The 17,869-nt window shown below is 47.8% G+C and carries 12 protein-coding genes; 4 read left to right on the top strand and 8 right to left on the bottom strand.

From position 1 onward, the window contains the following. Positions 1 to 415 precede the first annotated feature (415 nt). On the top strand, positions 416 to 847 hold the full coding sequence (locus AAGC78_RS03825) for a DUF4124 domain-containing protein (protein ID WP_435782710.1): 432 nt from the start codon (positions 416 to 418) through the stop codon (positions 845 to 847). Positions 848 to 926: 79 nt separating this feature from the next. Here the strand turns inward: AAGC78_RS03825 and clpB are convergent, their stop codons facing one another. From clpB to rluD, 5 genes are all read right to left on the bottom strand, one after another. Then, the gene (gene clpB, locus AAGC78_RS03820; protein ID WP_435782709.1) at positions 927 to 3,584 is read right to left on the bottom strand and encodes an ATP-dependent chaperone ClpB; all 2,658 of its coding nucleotides are present in this window, start codon (positions 3,582 to 3,584) and stop codon (positions 927 to 929) included. Between the two features lie 126 nt (positions 3,585 to 3,710). Next, positions 3,711 to 4,229, bottom strand: a complete 519-nt coding sequence (locus AAGC78_RS03815; RefSeq protein WP_435782708.1) for a DUF4870 domain-containing protein — start codon at positions 4,227 to 4,229, stop codon at positions 3,711 to 3,713. 32 nt (positions 4,230 to 4,261) lie between these two features. Further along, the gene (locus AAGC78_RS03810; RefSeq protein WP_435782707.1) at positions 4,262 to 5,020 is read right to left on the bottom strand and encodes a copper homeostasis protein CutC; all 759 of its coding nucleotides are present in this window, start codon (positions 5,018 to 5,020) and stop codon (positions 4,262 to 4,264) included. A gap of 75 nt (positions 5,021 to 5,095) precedes the next feature. Next, positions 5,096 to 5,854, bottom strand: a complete 759-nt coding sequence (gene pgeF / locus AAGC78_RS03805) for a peptidoglycan editing factor PgeF (RefSeq protein ID WP_435782706.1) — start codon at positions 5,852 to 5,854, stop codon at positions 5,096 to 5,098. Then, on the bottom strand, positions 5,847 to 6,812 hold the full coding sequence (rluD, locus tag AAGC78_RS03800) for a 23S rRNA pseudouridine(1911/1915/1917) synthase RluD (protein WP_435782705.1): 966 nt from the start codon (positions 6,810 to 6,812) through the stop codon (positions 5,847 to 5,849). The genes pgeF and rluD overlap by 8 nt, the downstream gene beginning before the upstream one ends. Positions 6,813 to 6,974: 162 nt before the next feature. On the opposite strand from rluD, the gene AAGC78_RS03795 reads away from it, so the two are divergent. After that, positions 6,975 to 7,877 carry an outer membrane protein assembly factor BamD gene (locus tag AAGC78_RS03795; protein ID WP_435782704.1) on the top strand — a complete coding sequence of 301 codons (903 nt, stop codon included), beginning with the start codon at positions 6,975 to 6,977 and terminating at the stop codon, positions 7,875 to 7,877. A gap of 72 nt (positions 7,878 to 7,949) precedes the next feature. Here the strand turns inward: AAGC78_RS03795 and AAGC78_RS03790 are convergent, their stop codons facing one another. Beyond that, positions 7,950 to 9,578 carry an NAD+ synthase gene (locus tag AAGC78_RS03790; protein WP_435782703.1) on the bottom strand — a complete coding sequence of 543 codons (1,629 nt, stop codon included), beginning with the start codon at positions 9,576 to 9,578 and terminating at the stop codon, positions 7,950 to 7,952. A gap of 349 nt (positions 9,579 to 9,927) precedes the next feature. On the opposite strand from AAGC78_RS03790, the gene AAGC78_RS03785 reads away from it, so the two are divergent. Together AAGC78_RS03785 and AAGC78_RS03780 are read left to right on the top strand one after the other, a co-directional pair. Continuing rightward, positions 9,928 to 11,490, top strand: a complete 1,563-nt coding sequence (locus AAGC78_RS03785) for a sensor histidine kinase (protein ID WP_435782702.1) — start codon at positions 9,928 to 9,930, stop codon at positions 11,488 to 11,490. 20 nt (positions 11,491 to 11,510) lie between these two features. Beyond that, positions 11,511 to 12,917, top strand: a complete 1,407-nt coding sequence (locus AAGC78_RS03780; RefSeq protein WP_435782701.1) for a sigma-54-dependent transcriptional regulator — start codon at positions 11,511 to 11,513, stop codon at positions 12,915 to 12,917. A gap of 64 nt (positions 12,918 to 12,981) precedes the next feature. Here the strand turns inward: AAGC78_RS03780 and AAGC78_RS03775 are convergent, their stop codons facing one another. Both AAGC78_RS03775 and AAGC78_RS03770 read right to left on the bottom strand, forming a co-directional pair. Then, positions 12,982 to 13,398 (bottom strand): type IV pilin protein, encoded by a 417-nt coding sequence (locus tag AAGC78_RS03775; RefSeq protein ID WP_435782700.1) that lies wholly within the window; start codon positions 13,396 to 13,398, stop codon positions 12,982 to 12,984. Between the two features lie 12 nt (positions 13,399 to 13,410). Beyond that, positions 13,411 to 17,862 carry a pilus assembly protein gene (locus tag AAGC78_RS03770; protein ID WP_435782699.1) on the bottom strand — a complete coding sequence of 1,484 codons (4,452 nt, stop codon included), beginning with the start codon at positions 17,860 to 17,862 and terminating at the stop codon, positions 13,411 to 13,413. Positions 17,863 to 17,869 lie beyond the last annotated feature (7 nt).

Genomic DNA, 17,869 nt, shown 5'->3' with positions numbered 1-17,869 from the left:
GTGAATGATCCACGATCAAAACCCGGCAAGGTCAGGATCGGATCAGCGAAAACCGGGCAGGTATGCAACGGCTTTCTCAGGCAAGGTTCTGGTAGGAACCCGACCATTAGATGGGTCGCCAAGAGGGTGACTTGGCGGGAAGCAGAGTAACGCCCAAGCTTAGGGGCATCTGCAGCCATCTAGCGGAACAGCAATTCTCCCAAGATAAACAGCAAAGTCAAGAAATTAACGCCAATTAGCACACTTTTTAACCCTGACGATCTGGCGACAGGGGAAATCCAGACAACTTGAGCCGCCAATCCACGCCAGCTTGCGCGCGCTCACAGATTTGGCCTTCGCAGTTTCACTCTCCCGGCATAAGGTCTATAGTTGGCTCAACTCTTTTGATAAAAGCATTCGCTACTAAGGTAAAACCATGAAGTATTTGCGTATTCTCGGCTTCTGTCTGCTCGGTATTCTGGCTGCCCAAAATGTTTTGGCGGCAAAGGTGTATACCTGGAAGGACAGTAAAGGCGTTGTTCACTATGGAGAACACCCACCCAAAGATGTAAAGGCAACATTGGTGAAAACCCGTACCGGGCATAGTGATCCAACACCAGCACCGGTAGCCGCACCTACCACACCTACGGCAACTCCTGCGAACCAGACCGCTGCCGCGACTAATGAATTGGATTCCCTCAAAGACCCTACTCGCTGTGCGCAGGCGCGCGAAAACCTGAATATTCTCAATACTGTTGCCCGCATAAAAACCCAGGATGGCAATGGCAATTCGGTAATCATGACGGAAGACGACAAAGCTGAACAACGTAAAGTTGCCCAATCTATTATCGATCAAGCGTGTGAATAAACTCGCTCAAGACAAAATAAAAACGGCCATCAAATGATGGCCGTTTTTATTTAGGGGCAAAGAATTTTCGATCCAATTATCAATTCAATCGCTTCGGTTCGAAAACAATTTTATCGCCCAGTAATTTTCCATGGATAATGGAGCCAGGTATAAATTTCCCGCTGAGAATATCTTGCGCCAATGGATTTTCGATCAGCTGCTGGATTGCGCGTTTAAGCGGACGTGCACCATACACGGGATCGAAACCGACATCGGACAGTTTACTCATTACATCATCATCCAATTCCAAACTCAGCTCGCGCTCCGCCAAACGTTTGCGCAACAAATCCAACTGGATATCGGCGATACCGCGAATCTGTGCGCGCCCGAGCGGATGGAAAACCACCACTTCGTCGATGCGGTTAATAAATTCGGGGCGGAAATGCCCGGAAACTACTTCCATCACCGCATCTTTCATTGCGTTGTAGCGATTTTCATTGTTGAGCGAATTGTTCATGTCGTCATTGGCGAAACTGTCGAAGCTCACGGTATCAAACGATTTATCTTCCGCTAATTCCTGAATGCGGTCCGAACCCAAATTCGAAGTCATGACAATAACCGTATTGCGGAAATCCACTGTACGACCTTGGCCATCGGTTAAGCGACCATCGTCCAATACCTGCAACAAAATATTGAATACATCGGGATGCGCTTTTTCGATTTCGTCGAGCAAAATAACTGAGTAAGGCTTGCGACGAACAGTTTCCGTCAGATAACCACCTTCTTCATAGCCAACATAACCCGGCGGTGCGCCGATCAAACGGGCGACCGAGTGTTTCTCCATAAATTCCGACATATCGATTCGCACCATAGAATCAGCAGTGTCGAATAAAAATTCGGCCAGCGATTTACAGAGTTCCGTTTTACCAACACCGGTTGGCCCTAAAAATAAAAACGAACCATTGGGACGGTTGGCATCGCTCAAACCGGCGCGCGAGCGGCGCACAGCATTGGCAACGGCCACCACAGCTTCATCCTGACCGATTACGCGTTTATGCAGTGACTCCTCCATGCGCAATAATTTTTCGCGCTCACCTTCCAGCATTTTGGAAACGGGAATGCCGGTCCATTTGGAAACCACTTCGGCGATTTCCTCTTCAGTGACTTTATTGCGCAGCAATTTCATTTCCATCATTTCCGCTTGGCCAGCCATATCCAGCTGTTTTTCCAATTGCGGAATAATGCCGTACTGCAATTCGCTCATACGCGCGAGGTCGCCCTTACGGCGCTTTTCTTCCATTTCAAATCGCGCTTGCTCCAGCTGACTTTTAATTTCTTGCGAGCCTTGCAAAGCGGCTTTTTCCGCGCGCCAGATTTCTTCCAAATCGTTTAACTCGCGCTCGAATTTATCAATATCCTGATCGAGTTTGGCAAGGCGTTTTCTACTTGCCTCATCTTCATCTTTTTTTACCGCTTCGCGTTCAATTTTAAATTGAATCAAGCGGCGCTCAAGGCGATCCATCTCTTCCGGTTTGGAATCAATTTCCATGCGGATGCGGCTTGCTGCCTCGTCAATCAAATCAATCGCTTTATCGGGCAATTGCCGGTCGGTAATGTAGCGCTGGGACAATTTTGCTGCAGCGATAATCGCAGAGTCAGTAATATCTACACCGTGGTGAACTTCGTAGCGCTCTTTTAAACCGCGCAAAATCGCAATGGTGTCGGACTCGTTGGGTTCATCAACCAATACTTTTTGGAAGCGGCGTTCGAGTGCAGCATCTTTCTCAATATATTTACGATATTCGTCAAGCGTAGTTGCGCCCACACAATGCAATTCGCCACGCGACAGTGCAGGCTTGAGCATATTACCCGCGTCCATTGCGCCCTCGCCTTTACCGGCGCCAACCATGGTGTGCAACTCGTCGATAAATAAAATGATGCGGCCTTCCTGCTTGCTCAGTTCGTTGATAACTGATTTCAACCGCTCTTCAAATTCACCGCGGAATTTCGCACCGGCAAGCAAACCGCCTAAATCGAGCGATAGCAAACGTTTATCTTTTAAACCTTCCGGCACTTCACCGTTCACGATGCGCTGCGCAAGGCCTTCAACAATCGCAGTCTTACCTACGCCCGGTTCACCGATAAGTACCGGATTATTTTTGCTGCGGCGCTGCAACACTTGAATCGTGCGGCGAATTTCATCGTCGCGGCCAATCACTGGATCGAGCTTGCCTGCTTCGGCACGCGCAGTTAAATCGATGGTGTATTTTTCCAGCGCCTGGCGATTACCTTCAGAATCGGCATCATCTACATTTTCACCGCCGCGCACTTTTTGGATTGCCTGTTGCAAACGCTGGGCGTTGCCGAATTTTTTCAATAACTCAGGCACCGCGCCTTGCGATTCATGCATGAGCACCAGCAGTACTGAATCGCTGGAGACAAATTTATCGCCCACTTTTTGCGCGTGGCGATCAGCGAGATTTAACAGGCGCACCATGTCGGGCGACATAGTGACTTCGCCAGTGGGATTTTTAATTTGCGGCAAATTTTCCAGATATTCATTCAGCGAAGTACGCAGGCCAGCGACATCAAATCCTGCCTGGCTTAATAACATTCGCACACTGGCAGCGCCTTTTTGGTCGATCATCGCCAATAACAAATGGCCGGGATCGAGCTGGCTGTGATCCTGCCCCAAGGCGATGGATTGGGCATCGGAAAGTGCAACTTGCAGCTGATTGGTTAAACGGTCGATACGCATGGATTACCTCAAGCGAAATAGAACTACTCGGTTGAAGCAGACGTGGGGGCGGGAGGGGTGATTTCAAGCGGGCCGAGCGGCCCGCTTGTCATCTTTAAGCGGGTAAATCAGGTTGTTTGCGTTAGATCAACTTTGCGCGCCAGTTGGGGCAACCGGAGTGCGCGGAGTTTCCTGCACATCAAAAAACTTAATCGACATAGGGTAATTTTTAATAATGCCTTTGTTCGCATCCATTGCCCCCATAATGGTGAACACGATGGAGCAGACAAACAGAATCGCCAGCATGAAAAAGCCCACAATCAGGAAGCAGAGAATAATACTAACCAAACTGTAAATAACGGCACTAAACACCCAGTTCATCACTACCTTTCCCTGCTGATCAATATAAGGATCTTCTTTTTTGGTTTGCCACATAATCAAGGGAACAATCAAACCCAAAAACGGGAAGAACCAGGAACAAAATTGGCTGAGGTGCAAAATCAGCGCGTAATCGTAATTGTTGGTCTTCACCACTATCGGCTGCGGTTGTGCAGCCGATTGCTTTTGGGCCCCGAGGATACGCTCCTTGGCTTGCTGGTATTCCTCTTCACTGATCAAGCCCTTTTGCTTGAGATCGTTCAGTTTTTCAATTTGATCGAGATCCATAATAATTTCCTTGTGAGTGATGGATAAAAATATTAACTCGCTGCGCGCGCAGCTGCGATTGTGGTACGTACCGCGTCGACATCGGTCAAAGTAATTTCATATTCCCGCTCAAGCGCGGTGCCGCCCATACCGACATGCGGGTTGCGAAAATCCATGCCGCTCTTGATCGTTTTGAGCGCAGCAAAATGCATTTCGTCTACGCCGGTAGCAGTGCGAACCTGCGCAATATTGCTCGCATCAAGCGCGCCGCAGCCCATGATGATAATACGGCCATCGGCAATTGCGGTTGTTTCTTTGAGTATATCAATACCTTCAACAGCAGTATCGCGCTGGCCACTGGTCAACACACGGTCAACTCCTGTGCGAATCAGCGCTTCGAGTGCTTCGCGATAATCGCGCGTCATATCGAAGGCGCGATGGCAGGTTACTTTCATCGGCCGCGCGGCATCGACTAGTGCTTTGGTGCGCGCCTCATCGATTTTTCCATCGGGTGTAAGGCAGCCAATCACCACCCCCACAACGCCCATATCGCGCAGCACTTTTACATCTTCGATCATGCTGCTGAATTCGAGTTCGGAATACAAAAAGTCACCGCCACGCGGGCGAATAATCACATGGAATGGAATAGCCGCAATGCGCAAGGCTTCACGGATCACACCCAAGCTCGGCGTAAGGCCACCCTCAAGTAAGCTCGCACAAAGCTCTACACGGTCTGCGCCCGCTTGCTGCGCGGCGACCAGACCATCAATTCCTTCAACACAAATTTCGATTTTAAACGGGTGCTTGGACATAGGTGCTCTCAAGTAAATATTGAATGCACAAGTTTAGATGCAACTTTCTTGTTATTGGATTCAGTTTGCAGAAAATTACTCGCGCCAGATCAAACTCGCCATACGTCCGGTCACTTTATCGCGACGAAACGAATAGAAGCGCGCTTCATCTGCGTAGGTGCAGTAGCCGCCACCATAAATAGCCGTCACCCCCAGCGCATTTAATTCAGCGCGGGCAAGTGCGTAGATATCCGCGTAAAAATGCAGCGGTCGCTGGGCAGATACAAAAGCCTTGGCGATTTGCTCAGCATGATCCTGATTGCGTGCGGCTTTAAAAAAAGCTTCGAGCACATCAATGCCAACTTCAAAATGCGGCTGCGAAATTGCAGGGCCGAGATACGCAAGTATATCGCCGGGCTTGGCGGTAAATTTTTGCAGGCCACGCGCGCAAATACCTTTCGCCAGACTGCGCCAGCCGCAATGCAGCGCAGCGACTTGTGTGCCCTGTTTGTCGCACAGCAATATCGGCAGGCAATCCGCCGTCATTACCAAACAGGCCTGACCGGATTGATCGCTGTAGCTACCATCAGCTGTGCGCACAACGCCATCACTTTTAGCGTTCACCACTTTCACGCCGTGAACTTGTTCAAGCCATTGTGGCGATTGTGTAAGTCCTAACTCATCGCTGAGCTGTGCACGGTTTTTTGCAACCGCATCCGAATCATCGCCTACATGCAAACCGAGATTATTGCTCGCATAGGGCGACGCGCTTACTCCGCCAGCGCGCGTGCTGATGTAGCTGCGCACATTGGCGGGAGCTGGCCAGTCGGGCGTGATACCTTGAACTTTAGTCATCGACAAGGGTGTAGCCAGTATTGAGTGCTTCGAGCAAATTTTTAAAATCCTCCGGCAAAGGCGCAGTCCATTCGGTGTATTCACCGGTGCCCGGATGTTCCAATCCCAGTTTGAACGCATGTAGCGCCTGACGCGGGAAACCTTTGAGAGTATCGATCAAATGCTGATTGGCGCCTTTAGGGATTTTGAAACGATTGCCGTAGGTTTGGTCACCCACCAGTGGATGGCCGATATGCGCCATGTGCACACGGATCTGGTGGGTGCGGCCGGTCTCCAATTTCACGCGGATATGGGTATGGCTCGGGTAGCGTTTAGCAACACGGTAGTGAGTCACCGCGCGCTTGCCGCCCGCTTTAAGCACCGCCATCAATTTGCGCTGCAGAGGATGGCGCCCCATCGGAGCATCCACTGTACCACCACCGGTCATAGTGCCAACGGCAACAGCTTCGTATTCGCGACTCACAGTGCGGTCGGCCAACTGCTCGACCAGATCAGTGTGCGCCTCCAGGGTTTTGGCGATCACCATCAAACCGGTGGTTTCTTTATCCAGACGATGCACGATACCCGCGCGCGGCAAATTGATCAGCTCGGGAATATGGTTGAGCAGCGCATTCACCAGCGTGCCGGTGTAATTGCCCGCCGCCGGATGCACAACCAGCCCGGCTTGCTTGTTGATGATAATCAGGTCGTCATCTTCGTGGACGATATCCAGCGTAATTTCTTCCGGCTCCCAATCGCCCTGGGCTTCCAGCTCTGCCTTCAATTCGAGTAATTCGTTGCCGATCAACTTGTCTTTCGGCTTGGCAATACGACCATCTACTTTGAGCTGGCCATCTTTAATCCAGCTTTGCAGACGCGAGCGCGAGAAGTCAGGGAACAACTCGGAGGCGATCTGGTCGAAGCGCATGCCGCTCATCTGAATGGGCACCTGTGCGCTCAGGTCAAAAACATCTTTCATTAAACAACCTCTAGTGAACGTTTTTGGCAAGTGTCGATCAGCCAAAAACCGGAAAAGTGGAGCTTTTATTCCTGCCAGATTGGTATCCGCCAAGCTCTGTGTTTAAATACCCTGCCCCGCAACTTGGGGCCTTCGTTTATCGATATAAGAGTCTATAACCCTATGCGAGTTCTGCCCTGTTTGATGCTCAGCGCCCTTGTGCTGCTGACCGCCTGCTCCACCAAAGAGCCTGAATACACTACCGAAGCGGACTTGTATCGCGCCGCCGAAGAACAACTTGAGCGCAGCCAGTGGGAATCGGCGATCAAGAACCTGAACTCGCTGGAAGAGAACTTCCCCTTCGGCACCTACGCTGATCAGGCCCAACTGGAGCTCATCTACGCCCAGTACAGCTCGGGCGAGCCGGATGCCGCTATCGCCACGGCCAACCGTTTTATCCGCCTTCACCCCCAACACCGCAATGTGGACTACGCCTACTATATGCTGGGGATGAGCTCATTTACCAAAGACCAGGGCATGTTTGAACGCGTAATGCCGGTAGATACCTCAAGACGCGACCCGGGTGCTGCGCGTGAATCCCTCGCCAATTTTACCCAATTGCTCAACCGTTATCCCGACAGTAACTACGCGGCCGATGCCAAAAAGCGTATGCTGCACCTGCGCAACCACTTGGCACGCTATGAAATCCACGTCGCCAACTACTACTTCAAACGCGGCGCCTATGTTGCTGCCGTTGGTCGCGGCCGCTATGTACTGGAAAACTTCCCCCAGTCACCAGCGACTCCTGATGCACTGGCCGCTATGGTACAGGGTTATCACCTGTTAAAGATGCCCGATCAATCGAATGAGATTCTGGAAATCCTGAAACTCAACTATTCCGATTATCCTGCACTGAATGCAAAGGGCGAGTTTGATTACAACTTCATGTACAACAACGGCAAATCGCCTTGGCTCGCGTACCTGACCCTCGGCCTGTTCAACAAAAATGAAATCACCGGTTTTGATACCCGCGCGATCTACGATCCGCAGTATAAAAAATCAGTTGCGGTAGACCGTCCGGAATAATCACCGAACGCAACTCGCATAAAAAGGCCGCAATCGCGGCCTTTTTTATTGCGCCGAAATCAGGGCAACTACTTAGTCGCCCATCTTCCAGCCAGAAGTAATCGGGTAGCGACGGTCGCGCCCAAAACCGCGCTGGCTGATACGAATTCCAATCGGTGCCTGGCGACGCTTGTATTCATTCACATCCACCAGACGCACCACCCGCTCCACCTGCTCGCGGTTAAAGCCTTGGCTAATAATCGCTTCCGCACTGAAATCCTGCTCAACATACAATTCCAGAATGCGATCCAAAATATCGTAGGGCGGCAAACTGTCTTCATCTTTCTGATCCGGCGCCAGCTCTGCAGACGGCGGCCGCGTGATAACACTCTCGGGAATCACCGGACTGATAGTGTTGCGATAGCGTGACAGAGCAAACACCAGGGTTTTGGGCACATCTTTAAGCGCATCAAAGCCGCCGGCCATATCACCATAGAGCGTTGAATAACCAACGGCCATTTCGCTTTTATTGCCGGTGGTCAGTACCAGATAACCTTTTTTGTTGGAGATCGCCATCAGCAATACCCCGCGGCAGCGCGCCTGCAGGTTTTCTTCCGTGGTATCGCGTTTGGTGCCGGCAAACTCATCGCTGAGCGCGGCCATAAACGCTTCGTACATAGGTTCGATACTGATAGAGCTGTAGCGAACACCGAGGCGTGCCGCTTCATCTGCGGCATCATCTTTACTCAAATCCGAGGTGTAGCGGAACGGCATCATCACGGCTTCGACCCGATCAGCCCCCAGCGCATCAACCGCCATCGCGAGGGTTAAAGCCGAATCGATACCGCCGGATAACCCCAGCACCACGCCCTTAAAGCGATTTTTGTTGACGTAATCACGCATGCCCAACACCAGCGCCTGATATACCGAGGCAACCTTCTCGATATGCGCGGCTTGCGATTGCGCAGCAACGGAAACCTGCTGCTGATTCCAATCCAGAGTTACCGCAAATTCACCCTCGGCAAACGCCGGCGCGCGGAACCGTGTCTGGCCCCTTGCATCGACAACCACAGAACCACCATCAAATACCAGCTCGTCTTGCCCGCCCACCAGATTGGTGTACACCACCGGCATATCACCTTCGCGCGCGCGCAACGCAATTACCGCTTCACGCTCCTGCTGCTTGCCTTGGTGATAAGGTGATGCATTGAGATTGAGCATCAGCTTTGCCCCCGCAGCCTTGGCTTGCGCGATAGGCTCGGGGTGCCAAATATCCTCACAGACACTCAATGCAGTGGGAACACCGTTTAAATCGAATACACAGGGACTATCGCCCGCCGCGAAGTAACGCTTCTCATCAAACACCTGATAGTTGGGCAGACATTGCTTCGCGTATTCCGCAACCAATTTCCCACCGCTAATAACGCCAGCCATATTGAACAAGCGCCCGTCTTTAAAGCGGGGATAACCCACCACCAACGCCAATGGCAGTTGCGCAGCTTGCAACTCATGCAATGCCCGCTCAATACGCAATTCAAGGCTTGGGCGCAAAAGCAGATCTTCCGGCGGATAACCGGTTAAGGTCAGCTCAGGGAAGACAATTGCATCTACCTGGCCTTGGGCTAGCGCATTTTTCGCAACGGAGAGCACTTTGGCCGTATTGCCGGGGATATCCCCCACAAGGGTATTAATCTGGGCGAGGATCAAATGTAGCTGTGACATAAAATTCAAAATTGTAGGGAGTGGAAAGGTTGTCGCTGAAAATATGTTGGGAATCGCGGTCAGGACAGCAGCACAAGCAACAAGAAACTGGCAAAATCAGCCCATATAATTCAGTAACTACAGATGCAGACATGCAGGATCGCATTATCCCGAGATCACATATAAAGGCGCTTATTGTCCGCGATCCAGCCCTTTAAAGCCATGCGGATTTTACCCTGCACCCGAAAAAAGGATCCTCAAGAACGCCATGACCTTTACTCTTGATAGCAGCCCCCGAAATTACAACCCCTACGATTTGCTGCGCGTTTACACCTATTACCGTACCTTACTCGGCAGCCTGCTGTTGTTGATGTTCCAAATCCAGTTTGCCCCCAAAATATTAGGCAGCGATAACCCGGCATTATTTTTCTATTCCTCGTTAACCTACACTGCAATCAATTTCATGACCTTGATCGTCATGTGGCGATTAAAATACTCTCCATCACAACGCAAACTATTCGGATCACTACTGATTGATGTTGTGGCTATCAGTTTATTGATGCATGCCAGCGGAGGGGCAATATCTGGCTTGGGATATTTGCTGCTGATAGCTATTGCCGCGGGTGGAATTATGCTGCGCGAGCGCATTTCATTTTTCCTTGCAGCCATAACAACAATTGTCGTCCTTGGTGAGGGCACATTTCGTTACCTGATTGTTACCAACGACAACAAATCATTGTTCGCCTCAGGAACACTTAGTGCGCTCGCTTTTCTGACCGCACTGCTATTTCAACATCTTACTAAAAAAATCCGCCTTTCCTACGCGGAGGCAGAGGCGCAAGCAGCACAAGCCGCACATCTGCAAAAGCTGGCACAACTAATTGTAGAGAGAATGCGAACAGGAATTGTCGTATTGAATAAAAATCTGGATATCGATTTATGCAATCAAGCAGCTCTAAAACTGCTGGGAACATCCATTAATGGCAATGAAAAATTGCGACTGATTCAATTTCCTGAACTCTATAAAAAGTATCAATCGTGGCAACGTAGCTCCAGTGACCACTCGCCCTACCTGAAAATAAGCGGTGGGACATCTACCGAGGCCAAAGTTAACTTTGCATACCTAGAGCCAGATAGTGCGAACGAAGTATTGATTTTTCTCGAAGATGTTCGCTCAATAAATCAACAGGCCCAACAATTAAAGCTTGCTTCATTGGGTCGATTGACTGCAAGTATCGCACATGAAATTCGCAATCCATTGGGAGCAATTAGTCACGCAAGCCAACTATTGGGAGAATCAGAAACAATTCAAGCGAGCGACCACCGTTTACTGGATATTATTAATAATCACAGTAAACGAGTTAATCAAATTATCGAAAATATCTTGCAGCTTTCTCGGCGCAGAGCAGCTAAACCCGCTCAAATTAATTTGCAAAAGTGGATACCTGCATTTATTTCAGATTATAAATCAAGCAAGAATAATGGCCATGAATTGAACATATTAGTTCACGAAAAAAATATTGGTGACCCGCAAGACAAATCCCCCCCCCATGACTCCAGCACGGTTTTCATGCTGGATGCAAAATTTGATACCAGTCAATTACAACAAGTACTTACCAATTTGTTCGACAACGGGATACGCTACGGAATCAAACAAGAAAACCGCCCTGACTTGCGCATTGAAATCGGGGTGGACATCAACCAACAGCAACCCTATATTCGGGTAATTGACTATGGAGAAGGAATCAGCAACGACAATAACAAACACCTATTCGAGCCTTTTTTTACAACTGAAAATACTGGCTCGGGATTAGGTCTGTATATCTGCAAAGAACTATGTGAAGCAAACCAGGCAATTATTTCATACAGGCGCACCGACGATGGTGAAAGCTGCTTTCACTTACAACTCGCACATCCGGAAAAAACATCCTAAAAAGAAGTATGGAAATGACAATGACACAGAAACGCGCATTAATAATTGATGATGAACCTGACATTCGTGAATTATTAGAAATCACTTTGGGGCGTATGCAAATCCAAACAGACAGTGCTGAATCTGTTGCCAGTGCAAAACTGCTGTTAATGAACAATCACTACGATCTATGTTTAACAGATATGCGCCTGCCCGATGGAAAAGGCCTAGAGTTAGTGGAGCTAATACAACATCAACACCCCCATTTACCTGTTGCAGTAATTACTGCACACGGAAGTATTGATATGGCCATCGAGTCAATGAAGGCAGGAGCATTCGACTTTATATCCAAGCCAGTAGATCTCGCAACCCTACGCAAACTTGTTAATACCGCAATCGAGTCCAGCCGACTTAGCCCTCAGCCAGTTCCCAAACTTACACCTATTATTGGTGAATCAAAAGCAATACAGGATTTAATTCGCAGCATCGAAAAGCTCGCACGTTCACAGGCACCCGTCTACATCAGCGGAGAATCCGGTTCAGGCAAGGAACTGGTTGCACACTCTATTCACGATTTAGGGCCACGCGCTAATCATCCATTTATTGCGGTGAACTGCGGAGCAATTCCGCGCGAACTAATGGAAAGTGAATTTTTTGGCCATAAAAAAGGGAGTTTCACCGGCGCACATCAAGATAAGCTGGGACTATTTCAGGCCGCAGAGGGAGGGACTTTATTTTTTGACGAAGTAGCGGACTTGCCATTAGACATGCAAGTCAAACTTTTACGTGCGATTCAGGAAAAAGCCGTTCGCCCGGTTGGTGCGGCAGAAGAAATGGTGACTGATGTACGAGTTCTCTGCGCAACCCACAAAAATCTGGAAACAGAAGTTAAAGAGGGACGCTTTCGGCAAGATTTATTTTATCGCTTAAATGTCATTCAGCTCTCTGTCGCACCACTGAGGGAGCGACGCGAGGATATTGCCCTACTAACACAACACCTACTCAATAAACTTGCGCTTGAGATTGGCTTGCCCGTGCCTACACTTTCACGCAGTGCGCAACAGATGCTGGAGAACTATCAGTTTCCAGGCAATGTACGTGAATTAGAAAATATTCTGGAACGAGCATTTACACTTTGCGATAGCAATATTATTGATGCCCAAGACTTACAGCTGCGAGGGCAAGATCACCAGACTGACGACAATGCAGAAAAAACGTATTCGACTGCAAAAACTACAGCGAAAGCAAGCGGAAATCACGTCGATTACCCCGCTCGCTGTGCGGAATACTCTTCGCTGGATGAATACCTTCAAGATGTGGAAAAAGAAATCCTTTGTCATGCATTAGAGCAAGCCAAATGGAATAAAACATTGGCGGCAAAACATTTAGGAATTAGTTTTCGATCATTACGTTATCGCTTACAGAAGTTGGGACTGGATGACGAATGACGGCAAAACCTCTAAATAAAAAAACGGCCAATCAAGGCCGTTTTTTTACACACAACACTAATAATCACCAACACTCTTTAGGCTCTGAAATACCAGTGCTAGTGAGCGTTAGCTCTTCGCACCCTACATCTTTTGTCTGAGGAGCGCGAATAGCTTTAGCTGTCAAAATATACGCAGTTTTTGTAGATTCTGACCCAAGAGCAGATATTGTAATTTTGTAAAACCCAGCTCCTCCTCGAGTTTCTATTGTGTCCGAGAGGTCTTCGTACACAGGGCAATTGTCCTTATCATCAAATCGTAAAACGCTGGTGTGGCAGCGTTGCAAACGCTGGGCAATATCCGCTAACTCAACCTTAGCTTCTGAACGGTTTGCCTTTCGCACATACCCCATGTACGCAGGGTAAGCGAGCGCAGCAATAATACCCACGATCGCCACCACAGCCATTACTTCGATTAACGTAAAACCTCTGCTTTTTTTCATTCAACACCTTCTTTATTGAAGTTGCCGCCAAGACTGACGTCCTTCGCCGCACTTACTGTATGTTGTTTTAATATTCATCAACGTTGCATCTGTGCCACTACCAATAATGGCAGCTTCGCCTGTTGACGCATTGGTGCAGCCATTATCCTCACTACTTGACGAGCCACTACTTGCTGCGCCTGACGTAGAGCTATCGCTACCACTTTTCTCAGGTAATTTCCCTAATCCAATATCTCCCAACACCAAGTAATCATTTAATAGGTTCGTTGTAGTCCTGCCACCAGAGCGACAAGCTGTACCTACAGCACAAACTTCCATTAACCAGCTTTTACCACCGTATTCACAAGCCACTCCCGACGGTATCAACGTTGGGAAAAATAACCTGTCTTGTAACAAAATTGCTTTGGTCGTAATACGTTCACCGGCAGTGTCAGCAAAATCCAATCGCCACCCCTTATGTACTGTCCAATCGGGGGACTGCACTGGAGAAGCTGCATCCTGAACAACTTTGCGTGTACTTGCTACTCCGGCATAAGTAGTACTCAGTGTTTTTGCAAACAAATTCGAGCGGGTAATTTCAGAGCCAGTATCCGCAATCGCATAAAAACTATATTGCGGTGAAGTCGGTGTAGCATTATCACCCACATCAAAATATTTACCCGCACCAAAATACACCATAATTTTGTTATTCATTTTTGGATTTAAACCCAAAGTAGGTGCAGCTTGAATTGGTTGCGCTTTACCATCCTTATCAACTGCTTTAAATAACAAATACTCTTTTTTCCACTTCGATGCATCGGTCGGTGAATCTTTATCTGAAAGCTTAAACCGCCATAAGTTACCACTCAAATCGCCTGCGTAGGCTACTTCAACCTGTCCCACACCATTTGGTAGCAATTCAGGAGCAGATAGCCCTACACCCACACCAGTACTCAGCACTTTGCTATAAGATGTATTCCGAGGGGCTTCTATATCAATAACTAACAAACTTGAAAAAGCACCACTCTCACTTCCATTCCCCAGCACAACTGCCCAACGATTATTAGTCATAGGCACAATCAACGGCTTGCCCACAACATAACCAAGCGCTGGATAATCAGCCTCACTTAACTCCCAAAGAACCTTTGGTGGACCGCTAGCGTCAGTAACATCAAGCGCATAGATGCCACGTCCTCCAGCCCCCATGGTTCCAACAACTATAGTGCGCCATGATCCCCCTATATAGGCATCACCTACTGTAATTGGCCCATCAACTATAAATTGGTGAGGGTTTGATGCAGAACCATAGTCTGGTTTTGTTAAGTTCGCCAATTTGGAAAATGCAATATTAGGTACGTATGCGTATAACTCTTTGAACACATTACCACCCGATATATCCTTCGTTGGAGCTTGGAATGCGTGAACCATCCCATCATTCGCACCAACAAATATACGTGGCATTTTTGTTTTTTTTGTTTCCACATAGTCGCGGTAAGAACTACCACCAACAGGTAGACGATGGTAGCGGAAATCCCAAGCACCTACATATGCGGGGCTGGAGTTAACAATATCTCCCAATATCACACGCTTGTCACCAGCACCACGCTCACGCAATCCCGTAGATTTATTTTCATTAGTAGCATTACCCACTAACCAGTCAGCACGCTTTTGCGCGTTAACATCGGTGGTTTCACTACCGAGGCGTAAAGCCAGTTTTTGTGCGGTTGTTAAATTACCCCAAGCAAAATTAACCCGATCTGTACCATTAAATGTATAAACATTACGCCCAACACCTGTGCGCGGCATACTTGACGCATTGGACGTAGAAAATGTCGGTATAACAGGCAACGTTCCATCTTTCGCGAACTCAAATGCGTTAAGAGTCCCACTCCAGCCTTCGCTATTGAATTGAGCTTGGAATACATATGATCCCTCTGAAAGACGAGTAGAGTTAGTTGCTACAGCGGATGAGGAACCAATGCTAGCAGCAATGCTATCAAACGCAGATCCTAAAGAAGCTTCAAGCTTGCGAGGGTCGGTAGCAAAAAAATAAGTGTCAGATGCATCACTAGCTTTTACCGCTGCTAACACATCATCACGAGGATAGAAAGTGGTTCGTTTGGCATCAGTGTATGTGTCCACGCCAACGACCGTTTTTACCAATTCATCACTGAAACCACCCCATTTAGCAGCGTAAAAAAGTGGTGATTCAAGTGACTTATCTGATGATTCACCTATATCCCAAGGTCGATAGCTCATTGCATTACTCACCTGACAGTTAGAACATTCATACTCTGAATAACCGTTTATGCCGCTATGAAAATGAGGCCCATCACTTTTAGTACCACTAATTACATAACCAAAACCAATTTTGTTAGAGCCCACCGACGATATTATGACCTTGGTACCAATAGTTACTTTAGTTGCTGTCACTGAGTAATCAATCACGCCCCATAGATCCTGGTCATAATCCCCTCCCTGCTCACTATCCTCCCAGTTCACATACAATTTCCCAGAATTTGTTGTTGAAGTACTGGATTGCGACAGAATTTTAAAATCAACAATAGCGCAAGCGCCGTTATTCGGAGATGTGCCGACACTGAGTTCACGACACGCAGGAAGAATAGTTACTTTTTTCCCGGAAGTACTACCAGGAACAGGAATTTCAACTTTGGGCAATGCGGGAGCAAGTGCTACACCATAAGTACGAACTGTTTGTACACCACTTACCCCGGAAATAAAATCATTAGTCCGCGCATAATAAGCAAGACCAGCCAAGTGATAACTACCCTCTAAGCGAGGCGCATCGGGGCAAGTACCACGAACATCTGAAAGCAATCCCAATGTTTTAGCTGTACACAATCCATTCGCTGCTGAAGCATTTTTCCCCATGAAATAAGATCCTGACAAAGCCTCGCGCTTCGGATCTGCAATAAGGTTTGTCCAGTCATTAAGAGAACCACTACTCATAATGTCAGTAACAGTTGATAGCTCATCCCCATCGTAAGATGTTGTTGACGCATTAAACTGCAACACGTTTAAAGGCGCACACGCGTTAGCGGTTGTCACAGGTGCTGACCAAGTTGCTGTGGTCAACCCTGCAATTCTTGAGGAATCATCGGTGTTAAAACTCGGATTGGCCGATTTACCAGCCAGGTAGCGCAGTGATTCAAGATAGATTTCAGCTTGAGGATTTCCCCAATTTGAGCAACTGCCATTTGAAAAAGAATTTAACGCCCATGAGCAGTTATCACTGGCAGTAGTATTAAAATAGGTACCATCATCATAACGGTAACCATAAATTCGCAACAAATTCAGTGTTTTGATTACCCCTGCTGCACCAGTAAATGTCCCATCCGTTGTAGAATTGATTTCACCAGACATATTACCAATGGTTTTACGCAAAACACCGCCCGATTTATTTTTACTATACGAGCCGGTAAGCAAACCAAAATTAATTTTCGAAACACTAGCACCGCCTCGAACCTCACCATACTCCTGCAGTAGGCCTTGCGGTTTTTTATTTCCATTTGGATACGTGTAGCAATTAGCCTCCTCCAAATCTTTTACGCAAACTTCGACTCGTGCACTGAATTCACCGCTGGCAGAACCAGTACCTATCTTATTGCCATTTATAGGAGTATTACCATATGCATAGTTACCAGTTGCAGCAAAAGTATTACCATTCGCCGCTGAAATCTCACTATTCCAACGACATTGCCAACGCTCGTTGCTCGCCCAGAAAGTGTAATTACCTTTAGCAACGCGAAGCAGAGGGGCGGCGTCCGCCAACTGAGATACGGCCTTACCACCTGCCGGGGAGGTATTACAAATTGTAATGCCTGTTGCCTCTGTCCCAGTCAACCCTCTGGGAACTGCTGCAGCATCATTAAATGGAGTCAAACTAGATAAATCAGTGCCGTTATAGTACTTTGCAAATGAGTGTGCATCGTGGGGAAGAAAAGCACGTTCAAGAACCGTTAATCCGGACGTATCTGTAGAACGCAACCCACCGTAAAGAATTTTTCGGATGGAGTCCATCCGCGTCATACTGGCCCAGTTAAGGAAATTACCACTCCACTCAGTAGTTGTTCCACCGTAGTTACAATAATTAGATCCGTTAACTTTTCTAGATGGTACAAAACGATTATTTGTAGTGCTATAGGTGTAACACTTTTTGCTATCAAAATAACCATAATACTCATAGCTATTTTTATAAGTAATATCTGGAATTTTGTCGCCATCAAGATCCGAATAATCATCATACACTTTGAAATACAGCTGATGATCCTTCGACATATTTAACATCATTATGGGTACAACAGGATTCGACAAAAACAGCGGGTATTGCGCCGGAGCAGCATTCGCCGCATGCACAATAACCAAGCTGAAAAAGAATGCCGATACTCCTGCACTTACCTTGCGAACAGGAAAGCATCTGACGATAAAATCTATTGTGGCTACAAATTTTTTGAGCATCATCATTTGATCC

The sequence above is a fragment of the Cellvibrio sp. genome, assembly GCF_039207905.1.
In the GTDB taxonomy this organism is placed as follows: Bacteria; Pseudomonadota; Gammaproteobacteria; order Pseudomonadales; family Cellvibrionaceae; genus Cellvibrio.
This window is presented reverse-complemented; position numbering and strand designations above follow the sequence as displayed.

Excerpts from the sequence above, each read along its gene's own strand:
- AAGC78_RS03780 (WP_435782701.1), top strand. The coding sequence starts at position 11,511 with ATGACACAGAAACGCGCATTAATAATTGATGATGAACCTGACATTCGT.
- rluD (WP_435782705.1), bottom strand. The coding sequence starts at position 6,812 with ATGAAAGATGTTTTTGACCTGAGCGCACAGGTGCCCATTCAGATGAGC.
- AAGC78_RS03790 (WP_435782703.1), bottom strand. The coding sequence starts at position 9,578 with ATGTCACAGCTACATTTGATCCTCGCCCAGATTAATACCCTTGTGGGG.
- clpB (WP_435782709.1), bottom strand. The coding sequence starts at position 3,584 with ATGCGTATCGACCGTTTAACCAATCAGCTGCAAGTTGCACTTTCCGAT.
- AAGC78_RS03810 (WP_435782707.1), bottom strand. The coding sequence starts at position 5,020 with ATGTCCAAGCACCCGTTTAAAATCGAAATTTGTGTTGAAGGAATTGAT.
- AAGC78_RS03785 (WP_435782702.1), top strand. The coding sequence starts at position 9,928 with ATGTTCCAAATCCAGTTTGCCCCCAAAATATTAGGCAGCGATAACCCG.
- AAGC78_RS03775 (WP_435782700.1), bottom strand. The coding sequence starts at position 13,398 with ATGAAAAAAAGCAGAGGTTTTACGTTAATCGAAGTAATGGCTGTGGTG.
- AAGC78_RS03795 (WP_435782704.1), top strand. The coding sequence starts at position 6,975 with ATGCGAGTTCTGCCCTGTTTGATGCTCAGCGCCCTTGTGCTGCTGACC.
- AAGC78_RS03815 (WP_435782708.1), bottom strand. The coding sequence starts at position 4,229 with ATGGATCTCGATCAAATTGAAAAACTGAACGATCTCAAGCAAAAGGGC.
- AAGC78_RS03770 (WP_435782699.1), bottom strand. The coding sequence starts at position 17,862 with ATGATGATGCTCAAAAAATTTGTAGCCACAATAGATTTTATCGTCAGA.
- pgeF (WP_435782706.1), bottom strand. The coding sequence starts at position 5,854 with ATGACTAAAGTTCAAGGTATCACGCCCGACTGGCCAGCTCCCGCCAAT.
- AAGC78_RS03825 (WP_435782710.1), top strand. The coding sequence starts at position 416 with ATGAAGTATTTGCGTATTCTCGGCTTCTGTCTGCTCGGTATTCTGGCT.